Here is a 10538-nt window from a genome sequence, read left to right as displayed (position 1 = left end):
ATTTCCTTCGTTGTTGCGCTTTAGCGCTAAAGCGCAACAACGAACCGAGTTTTCTATTGCCTCATTTTAGATAAAACAGTCCACTACTGGACCGACACGGCTAAAAATGTGCTTTCCTGTAGGGTGGGTTAGGCGGCTGAAACCCGATCTGTGACGGCAATCTAGAAATCCGCCGTAACCCACCATTTAAGGTGTGTCGGTCCACTACAATGCACAGAAACCCATTGTTATCGTTGATGTTGTTCGTTCATTAAAATGGAATTTCAAATCAAACCTCACTACCACATCGAAATCTGTCCCCCCAAACAGGTTTATCTCCTGGGCGAACAAGAAAACCACGCCCTCACCGGACAGCTTTACTGTCAGATTATTCCCTTCTTGGACGGGCAGTACAGCCGCGACCAAATTGTAGAAAAACTCGATGGCGAAGTCCCCGCCGACTACATCGACTTCGTACTCAACCGCCTCAACCAAACCGGCTACCTCACCGAAGCCGCCCCGGAACTGGCGCCGGAAGTCGCCGCCTTCTGGAGCGAACTGGGCATCGCCCCCGCAGTCGCCGCCAAAGCCCTGCAACAGCCCGTCCACCTCAAAACCGTCGGAAACCGCATCAGCGAGGGCATGGTTGACATCCTGGGTACGGCTCTGCGCGATTTGGGCATCCCCCTCCACCCCTCCGACACCGACGCCGCCCTCACCGTCGTCCTCACCGACGACTACCTGCACCCCGACCTGGCCCCCCTCAACCGCCATCAGGTACAAACCGGCCAACCCTGGATTTTAGTCAAACCCCTGGGCAGCGTCCTCTGGCTCGGCCCGGTCTTCAAACCGGGAGAAACGGGCTGCTGGCACTGCCTCGCCCAACGTTTGGAAGGCAACCGGGAAGTGGAAGCCTCGGTGCAGCGCGAAAAATACGCCGCCGCCCAAACCAACGGCAACATCCCTCACACGGTCAATAGTTACCTCCCCACAGCCCGCGCCGCCTTGCCTTCGACGTTGCACACGGCCCTTCAGTTTGCGGCGACGGAAATCGCCAAATCCCTCGTTATCGCCCAGTCCCCCACGCCTTCCCCCACCCTGGAGGGCAAGTTAATCACCTTCAACCAGCGCACCCTGGAGTTCAAAACCCACAGCCTCATCCGCCGCCCCCAATGCCCCACCTGCGGCGACCCGGAAATCCTCCAGCGTCGAGGGTTTGAGCCTGTGGTTCTCGAATCTCGCCAGAAACACTTCACCCGCGATGGCGGCCACCGCGCCGTCACCCCCCAACAAACCATCGAGAAACACGAGCATCTGATCAGTCCGATTACGGGGGTTGTCACCGAACTGGTGCGGATCACAGACCCCAGTAATCCACTGGTGCATACCTACCGGGCAGGCCATGCCTTTGGGGATGCAACTTCCCTGCGGGGGCTACGCAGCAACCTGAAACATAAGAGTTCCGGCAAAGGCAAAACCGACAGTCAATCCCGCGCCAGTGGTTTTTGTGAAGCGGTGGAGCGTTATTCGGGGATTTATCAGGGGGATGAACCCCGTAAAGCTGCAACATTCAACGAGCTGGGGGAACTGGCGATTAACCCGGAAGATTGTCTCTGCATCAGCGAGACTCAGTATGAAAACCGCAAAGCGATCAATGAAAACCGCCAAGCGGCTCATGATTGGATTCCGACCCGGTTTGACCCTGACCAAACCATTGACTGGACTCCGGTATGGTCACTGACCGAGCAGCAGCACAAATACCTTCCCACTTCGTTCTGTTATTACAACTACCCGATGCCGAAGGGTCAACGCTTTTGCAAAGCGGACTCTAACGGCAATGCGGCGGGGAATACCTTAGAAGAAGCGATTTTGCAGGGTTTCATGGAACTGGTGGAACGGGACAGCGTGGCGCTGTGGTGGTACAACCGCTTGCGTCGTCCGGCGGTAGATTTGGCCAGTTTTGACGAGTCTTATTTTACCGACCTACAACAGTTTTATGCCGAACATGACCGGGAACTGTGGGCGTTGGACTTGACCGCCGATTTGGGGATTCCCGCCTTTGCCGGGGTGTCGCGGCGCAAGGTGGGCAATTCGGAACGGTTGATTCTCGGTTTTGGGGCGCACTTAGACCCCACCATCGCCCTTCTCCGCGCCCTGACGGAGGTGAATCAGTTGGGACTGGAACTGGACAAGGTGCCGGACGACCAACTCGACGGCGACGCCAAACTCTGGCTCTTGGAAGCGACGTTAGAGAATCAGCCCTATTTGGCGCCCGATACCTCCCAACCGTTGAAAACCGTGGGGGACTATCCGAAACGCTGGGGGAATGACATCCGGGAGGATGTGATGACCTGCGTGGAGATTGTCAAGCAGGCGGGGTTGGAAACGTTGGTGCTGGACCAAACCCGCCCGGACATCGGCTTGAATGTGGTCAAGGTGATTGTGCCGGGGATGCGTCATTTTTGGTCGCGGTTCGGGTCGGGGCGGCTTTATGACGTGCCGGTGAAGTTGGGTTGGCGGCAGGCGCCGACGCCGGAAGGGGAGATGAATCCGATGGCGATGCCGTTTTAAGTCAAAAGTCAAAAGTCAAAAGTCAAAATTAAGAGGGAGTAAGGGAGTAAGGGAAGACCCGCCTTGAGATGAATTTCAAGGCTCATAGCAAAAGTCCACTCAAGTGGACTCAGTTTATTCCCTCCCCAACCTCCCCAACCTCCAATCATCTACTTCTAAACTTTGGGGGACTTACAAAGCCTCCGTTTCTCCCCAGGAGAAAGTCAAAAGTTAAAAGTCAAAAATCCTAGATTTTACGACCGATCATGACTCCATTCCCACTCACCACCCTACCCCCCCTCGAAAACGGCGATCGCCTGACCCGCAGGGAGTTCGAGCGACGCTATGCCGCCATGCCCCGGGTCACAAAAGCCGAATTAATCGAAGGAACGGTCTACATGGCATCTCCCCTCCACGCAAAAGCCCACGGAAAACCCCACGCCCAAGTTGTGGGTTGGCTGATTGCTTACGAAGCCGCCACCCCCGGAGTCGAAGCTTTGGACAATGCCACCGTGGGTTTGGACACCGACAACGAACCCCAACCCGATGCCCTGCTTCGCATCGAAACGGGGGGACAAAGTACCATCAGCGAGGAGGACTATGTGGAAGGGGCGCCGGAACTGATCGTCGAAATTGCTGCCAGTAGCGCGTCCCTGGACTTGAACCAGAAACTCCAGGTCTACCGTCGCAACGGAGTCCGAGAGTATTTGGTGTGGCGAACCTACGACGGGGCGATCGATTGGTTCCGCTGGGAAGACGGTCAGTATGTCCCCCTGAATGTGGATGGTGATGGCATCGTGCGATCGCTCGTATTTCCCGGTTTGTGGTTGGACAAAGATGCGCTGTTGGCGGGGGACTTGGCACGGGTATTGGCGATCTTGCAACAGGGAATTGCTACCTCAGAACATCAAACTTTTATCGAGCAATTATCCCGGACAAAAATTCAGTAGCCAGTGATGTTTTTGTTGATTCATTTTCTGATGACTGAAAGCCGACTGATAATCCCTATAGATGGCGACCGAAAAAGCGATCGCTCATCGTGCGATCGCACCATTTTACCGACCGATTAAAGTTGACCGAAAGCCGACTGATAATAGCCGAATAAATCTCAAAAAAGGTTGACAATAATGACAAATATGCTAATATATTTGGCAAAGGGAACATCACCATGCAACTGACAATAGACCTGCCAGAATCTGCGGTTCGACGCTTATCTCGCCTTGCCGAGTTGACCAACCAACCCCTGTCGGAATTGGTCATCCAAAGTATTGCTGGAAACTTACCCCCTGCGATCGATACAGCCCCGGCGGAAATACAGGCTGAATTGCTGACCCTGCAAACGCTGAGTGTAGATGAACTCCGGCAAATTGCCCGAAGTCAGATCGCTCCAGACCAGCAGGAACGTCATCTGGAACTACTCGATCGCAACCAAGAGGGAACATTGACACCCAGCCAACAGCAAGAGTTGCGCGATCTTTCCCAAGCCGCCGATCGCTTGATGCTCAAAAAAGCTCATGCCTGTGCGATTTTGCGCTGGTTGGGACAGCCCATCCGAGATTTGAACCAGCTATTACCCATTTGAAAGTCAAAAGTCAAAAGTCAAAAGTCAAAAATTTGTACTTCTGGCTTGCTGATTTTAACTTTATTTCAGCTTTCTTTTGGCGGTCAGGATGGATTTTGAAATGATTTTGATTAACTGTTCGCATTCATCCAAGAGACTGGATACTTTTGGCTCGGGTATCATTTCTGATTGAATTAATAGCCTTAGCCAATATCTTGTTTCTTTGGCTTCCTTGAGAGCGATCGACTGCTTGCTGATAAAATCTCGGTCACTTTCAGCCGAACCCGATTCGGCAATGTTGGCAGCGATTGACGTTCCCGATCTAAACAGTTGATTGGCTAACAATCGCGGTGTTCCGGGTTGTTGATCGAGATGGGAGCAAAGCTTGGTAATTCTCACGGCAAACTCAAATGTGCGATCGGGAATCGGCCGATAATCCATAATAATCAAGTCAAAATCTATGGAATCAAAACTGATACGAGCAGTTTACCAACTTTTTTGAATTTTGAATTTTGAATTTTGAATTGACTATGAATCCTTTTACCTTGTCTCTGAGTTCCGGCATTCAAATTAATCCGTCCGAAAACGGTTACACCCTCGGCCTGGTTTCTGGCAATGATGCCGGTGCAACCGCCTCCCTACTCACCGTGCCCGCACTGCCCGGATTTGAAAATGCGATCGCACATTTGCGAGAGGGGACGGCCACCCTGCAACAGTTGACCCAAACCCTGAGTACCCAGGAAGGGTCCGAAGTTGGGGAACAGTTAGCCGCCACATTGCAACAGATGGGCGATCGCGGCTGGTTGCAGTATGCTGTATTACCGTTGGCGATCGCAGAGCCGATGGTAGAGTCCGCCGAACTCGACCTCAATCCCCCCCACTGGACCCAAGCCGATGTCAGCCTGTCCCGCTTCGCCTACCAACACAGCCACGAGGGGGGAATGGTACTCGAATCGCCCCTGTCCAAATTCCGCGTCAAGCTCCTGGACTGGCGGGCCAGCGCCATTTTGGCCCAACTCGCCCAACCCCAATCCCTGCGGCGGGTGACGCCGCCCCCCCAAGTCGGCCCCGAAACCGCCTATCAGTTCCTCAACTTATTGTGGGCGGCGGGTTTCCTCTCCGTCGAAGCCGAGGCCCCGGAACTGAAGCTGTGGGAGTTCCACAACCTCCTATTCCACAGCCGTTGTCGCCAGGGACGCCACGACTACCCCACGGGCGATATTGCCGCCAGTTTGGACATCTGGGACCAGTTTCCGGTAGTGAAACCGCCCATGAGCGGGCACATTGTCCCCCTGCCCCAACTGAGCATCGACGCCATCCGCCAGCGGGATAAAACCCTGACGACGGCGATTGAAAAACGGGCGTCGGTTCGCGAATACGACGAGAATCACCCCATCACCATTGAGCAGTTGGGGGAACTGCTTTACCGCACGGCCCGGGTCAAGGAAATTTACACCCAGGATGCCGAGCAGCAAGAAATGATTAAAGCCGAATATGGCGAAGATTTCGACTGGGGTGAAATCAGCCGCCGTCCCTATCCCTGCGGCGGCGCGATGTACGAACTGGAAATCTATTTAGCAGTGCGCCGTTGTGAAGGCGTCAAACCGGGACTTTATCACTACGACCCCCTCAATCACCAACTGGCTCAAATTGATGCCGCCGATGCCGATATTCAAGCATTACTTAAAGACGCCCACCAGTCCAGCGGCGAACAGGGAATGCCCCAAGTTTTACTGATTATTACCGCTCGCTTCGGGCGGCTGTTCCGCAAGTATCGATCGCTCGCCTATGCCCTGGTTCTCAAGCACGTCGGGGTCCTGTATCAGAACCTCTATTTGGTGGCGACGAATATGGGACTGGCCCCTTGTTCCCTGGGGGCGGGAGATAGCGATCGCTTTGCCCGGGCGACGGGATTAAATTATGTGGTAGAGTCCTCCGTCGGCGAATTTATGTTGGGGTCATTGCCCACCGGAGATGTGGAGGCGAGTGGGGTAGAAGATGCGACAGAAGACAATATTAATACCTCCGAAGAATTGGCGGTGGAAGTCGAAGCCGAATCCGCATCTGTCGAGCCGAGCGAAGTCGAAAATTCATCGACAATTAATTCCTCCGAATTGGATTCAGAAATAGAAGCGACTGAAGCCGAATCGGATTCTGTCGGGTCGAGCGAAGTCGAAACAGTTAACCCCTCCGAATTGGAGGATTCTGTCGGGTCGAGCGAAGTCGAAACCCAAGCCACAGTTAACCCCTCCGAATTGGAGGATTCTGTCGGGTCGAGCGAAGTCGAAACCCAATCGACGACTGCCAAACACCCCCACGACCTCGACGACCGCATCCCCGGACTCGCCGACCTCCGCAACCAAACCCTCGGCGACCCCCGCATCACCATCGTCGTCCTCGACGGCGACCCCGACCACACCCTCTCCTGTTTTGAAGGTGCCGAAGTCTCCAAAGTCTTCCCCTACTGGCACCCCCCCGCCGAACCCGTCCCCAAAGAGGCCTATCTCAAATTCCAAGAAATCGACAATAACGACGACCTCGACAAAGACCAAAAAGCCGAAGCCCAAAAAGCCGCCTTCCCCGAACCGCTCCTCAAACGCATCCACGGCGACAACCACGCCTGCCACATTACCAGCACGATGGTCGGGCAAGAAAACACCCCCTCTCCGGGACTCGCCCCCCGCTGCCGCGTGATTAACGTCCCGTTAAATACCACCGGCACCGACGAGGAATTCATCTCACCTCTGAGTCTGGCCCGGGCTTTTGAACTCGGCCTGGAGTTGGGTGCCAACATCATCCACTGTGCCGCCTGCCGTCCCACCCAAACCGGGGAAGGGGAAGAAATCCTCATGCGGGCCCTGAAGAAGTGCCAGGACAATAATATTCTGATTGTCGCCCCCGCCGGTAACAACAAAGGGGAATGCTGGTGTATGCCGGCTTCCCTGCCGGGGGTGCTGTCCGTGGGCGCCCTGAAACCCGACGGCACGCCCTACAAGTTCAGCAATTGGGGCGGCAATAACGAGCTCGAAGGCATCATGGCGCCGGGGGGCGAAATCCTGGGGGCGCAACCGGCCAACGAGGAACCCGTCCGCCTCAAGGGGACGAGTATGGCGGCGCCGGTGATGTCGGGGTTGTGCGGCTTGCTGATGAGTCTGCAACTGCAACAGGGCAAACCCGTTGATGCCGAGGCGGTGCGGGCGGCGCTGCTCAATACCGCCATTCCTTGTACCCCTGAAGACACCGACGAGCCGGAACGCTGCCTGCGGGGTAAAGTCAACCTCCCCGGCGCGATGGGCCTGTTGTTCGGGTCTTCGGTGACAATTTCCTTTGCCGGGGACCAGGTGAATCGCACCGAACATACCGCCATTGAAGTCAACGTCACGGACTCCGCAGTGGGTATCGAACCCTCCGCCGTCAGCTTGACGACAGCAATCACCCCCTCCGCCCCCTCCGCCTCCCTAACCCCTTCCGGTATCAAGCCGAGCACGGCCCACTCCGGACACGTTTTCGCCCTCGGTACGATTGGCTATGATTTCGGAGACGAGGCGCGGCGGGATACGTTCAAACAAAATATGGCGCCGGTGGATTTGAACGGGGTGATGGTGCCGCCGGACCCCTACGACGCCCGCCAGATGGTGGAGCATTTGGACAATAATCCCGATGAGGCTTACTCGCTGATTTGGACGTTGAATCTCGACCAAAATACCATCTACGCCCTCGACCCGAAGGGGCCGTTTGCCGATGATATTTATGAGATGTTTTTGTTGATGCTCAACGGGCAGTTGGAACCGGAAACCAGCGCCGAATTTATGGAGCGCATCAGTATCCCCGGCCGGCAGACGGAGCGGACGGTGGAACTGTTTTCGGGCGAAGTGGTGCCGGTGCTCAATGTCCGCAATCCCCGGGGGATGTACGGCTGGAATATCAACCGGCTGGTCGATGCGGCGTTGGCGACTTTAGATAACGTTGAGGAGGGGAATGAAGCCCTACTCCGGGAAGGGCTGGCCGCATTTTTGAATCGGGTGTATTATGAATTGCATAATGTGGGGCAAACGTCCCGCGATCGCGCCTTGAATTTTGCAGTGACAAATACCTTCCAGGCGACTGCCACTTTTGCCGAAGCGATCGCATCCGACCGACGCCTGGATACCATCGAAGTGGAAAAAAGCCCCTACTGCCGCCTGAATAGCGATTGCTGGGATGTATTGCTGACCTTCTTCGATCCCGAGGATGGGAAGCGATCGCGCCAGGTGTTCCGCTTTACTATTGATGTGGCGGATAGTATGCCGGTGACGGTGGGCGGCATCAAACGCTGGGCAATTCCGGGCAAAAAGCGGACTTGAAGGGGAGTCGGGAGCCAATTTTCGACCCGCCTTGAAATAAATTTCAAGGCTCATAGCAAAAGTCCACTCAAGTGGACTCGGTTGGAGTCATATCAGCTCCGGTTTTCCCCTCGTTAAACCTCCCCAATCATCTGAAGATGATTTGACCTGGTAGGGGCGCAAGGCTTGCGCCCTCGGGCATCAATTCCCAAGCGGTACGGGTATTCAAACAGTTTTTGTCCGGGTATTTAACTCCAAACGCGATCGCACCCTCAAAAAGTCAGACTATGGGAATCGAATTCAACCATTTATATGTCACCCTCGACCCGGACACCCTAGAGTCCATTGCCCGTTCGGAGTTCATCAGCCAAGAATTCTGCACGATATCCAGAGATACTGTCAAAACCGAGACGGAAAGTTGGACGGGAACCTATCTCCGGGGAAAACATTCCTATATCGAGCTGTTTCCTCCCGGCGGTGCCGAAGGGTTGAGGGAAGGTTTTTCCGGTCTGGGTTTTAATAGCCAACAAGCGGGTGATATGGATATTGTACGGAAAAAGATCCGCTCCTTATCAGAAACCCAAGAAATACTGTCTGATTTGCAAGTTCGTGAAACCGAAGCCGGACAAGTTCCCTGGTTTCATTATTTGTCCGTCAACCCGGCAGAGAGGGGAGCCTTCGCTTCGTGGTTGATGGAATTTCATCCCGATTATTTGGCGTATAAAAACATCGAACTGACCCGCGAGGGTTGCTTTGACCGCGCCGCCTATTTGAAAACCCTCGAGACTTCCGAAACTTCCTTATTTGATGACATCTCAGAAATTCACCTGGAATTGACGGTATCGGAACAGGAGGAGTTGGCATTCCTGCTGCAAGGGTTTGGCTACGAATCATCCGGCGGCGGAGATGGGACGACCTATCATTCCGATCGCTTTCTGATCCGAGTATACCAGACCGTTTCTCCCCGCTATCGAATTCGCAGGGTAGTTTGCGCGATCGCCGATCGACCCCATCCGGAAAAAACCTTTACATTCGGTAAAAATGCCCGGTTAAATTTGGGGCGATCGCTGGCAATTTGGGAGTTCGGATAACTGGGAAACAAACCGGGCGATCGCTCGTTTCCCCTAAGTCATCAATGTCCGACGGAACTCTCGAATCGCCATCCCCGTGCCTTGTTCTAAAGCCATTTGCAGCACCCATTCAACTAACTTTGGCAGTTCCAAATCGGGGAAATAGCGACTCAAAAGCTGTGGTTGATAACCCTCTGTTTCTAAACTATAAATTTGCAATCCCGTTTTTCTAAATAACCAAACTTCTGGAACCTTGTAGGGCAGATAGTCCGCCGCCGCCGTGTAGCTGGTCACGTCAATTTCAATCACCAAATCGGGGGGCGGGGTGTGGCGCCAATCAATGCGATCTTTGCCGACGGAGGCTTGCCAATTGTCAATGTAGAAACAATAGTCGGGTTCGATTCCCCCCTCTTCTGGCAGATCCATTGTAATGGGTGTAAAGGCTTCATAGTTCCGGTTCTGGCTATCTAGTAGGGCTTTCACAATGTCAGACAGAATGTTCGCTTCCCGTCCCTGTTTTGGCAAAGGACTCATGAGCAAAATTTCACCGTTACGAAATTTGATGCGAGGAATGGAGCTATCCCCCCGGGAGTCCCTGAGTTTGCAGTAGTCTTGCCAGGTTCCCGGTAGCCGTACCACACTGCCGGCGGGCAGTTGAATTTTTTCGGTAGAAATGACCGCATACATGGTGGGATACCTCCAATGGCTCGATCGCTCACGTTCTCATTTTAAACGATTTTTGATTCCGGGCTCAAAGCTGGCGACTGAGGGCTATTTAGGGCGACCGAAATGGCGATCGGGAAATGGTGCGATCGCTTCAAGTTGACCGGAAGCCGACTGATGAGAGCCCCCAAAAATTGGCAAAACGGTTGACAAAAACGCGAGATATGATAATATTATTATGAGGAGTTTTTTCGCGTAAATTCTACTCTAAATACTCCGACTTCCTGGGGGAGTCAAGCCCCCTCAATCCCCCAAGTTTGGGGGGAGTCAAGCCCCCTCAATCCCCCAACTTTGGGGGGAGTCAAGCCCCCTCAATCCCCCAACTTTGGGGGG

7 protein-coding genes are annotated in these 10538 nt (G+C 54.2%); 5 read left to right on the top strand and 2 right to left on the bottom strand.

Going from position 1 to position 10538, the window contains the following annotated elements:
* The first annotated feature begins 255 nt into the window (after window positions 1-255).
* The 3 genes from AC0QHF_RS19720 to AC0QHF_RS19710 all read left to right on the top strand — a co-directional run bounded on the left by AC0QHF_RS19720 (window position 256) and on the right by AC0QHF_RS19710 (window position 4111).
* Window positions 256-2550, top strand: coding sequence for a TOMM precursor leader peptide-binding protein (locus AC0QHF_RS19720; protein ID WP_324705948.1), 2295 nt, complete (start codon window positions 256-258; stop codon window positions 2548-2550).
* Between the two features lie 245 nt (window positions 2551-2795).
* Complete coding sequence (locus tag AC0QHF_RS19715; protein WP_324705947.1) at window positions 2796-3479, top strand: Uma2 family endonuclease; 684 nt, start codon at window positions 2796-2798, stop codon at window positions 3477-3479.
* A 218-nt stretch (window positions 3480-3697) separates the two neighbouring features.
* On the top strand, window positions 3698-4111 hold the full coding sequence (locus tag AC0QHF_RS19710) for a hypothetical protein (protein WP_324705946.1): 414 nt from the start codon (window positions 3698-3700) through the stop codon (window positions 4109-4111).
* A 60-nt stretch (window positions 4112-4171) separates the two neighbouring features.
* Here the strand turns inward: AC0QHF_RS19710 and AC0QHF_RS19705 are convergent, their stop codons facing one another.
* On the bottom strand, window positions 4172-4531 hold the full coding sequence (locus tag AC0QHF_RS19705) for a four helix bundle protein (protein WP_324705945.1): 360 nt from the start codon (window positions 4529-4531) through the stop codon (window positions 4172-4174).
* An 89-nt stretch (window positions 4532-4620) separates the two neighbouring features.
* Between AC0QHF_RS19705 and AC0QHF_RS19700 the strand changes: the two genes are divergently transcribed.
* Together AC0QHF_RS19700 and AC0QHF_RS19695 are read left to right on the top strand one after the other, a co-directional pair.
* Complete coding sequence (locus tag AC0QHF_RS19700) at window positions 4621-8433, top strand: PatA/PatG family cyanobactin maturation protease (protein ID WP_375341446.1); 3813 nt, start codon at window positions 4621-4623, stop codon at window positions 8431-8433.
* Window positions 8434-8699: 266 nt separating this feature from the next.
* Complete coding sequence (locus AC0QHF_RS19695) at window positions 8700-9503, top strand: DUF5829 family protein (RefSeq protein ID WP_324705943.1); 804 nt, start codon at window positions 8700-8702, stop codon at window positions 9501-9503.
* A gap of 33 nt (window positions 9504-9536) precedes the next feature.
* Here the strand turns inward: AC0QHF_RS19695 and AC0QHF_RS19690 are convergent, their stop codons facing one another.
* Entirely contained in the window at window positions 9537-10169 is a 633-nt protein-coding gene (locus AC0QHF_RS19690) for a Uma2 family endonuclease (protein ID WP_324705942.1), read from the bottom strand.
* Between the last annotated feature and the right edge of the window lie 369 nt (window positions 10170-10538).

The sequence above is a fragment of the Lyngbya sp. CCY1209 genome, assembly GCF_055795065.1.
The sequence above is the reverse complement of the archived record's forward strand: the minus strand, read 5'-3'. Positions and strand labels throughout refer to the sequence as shown.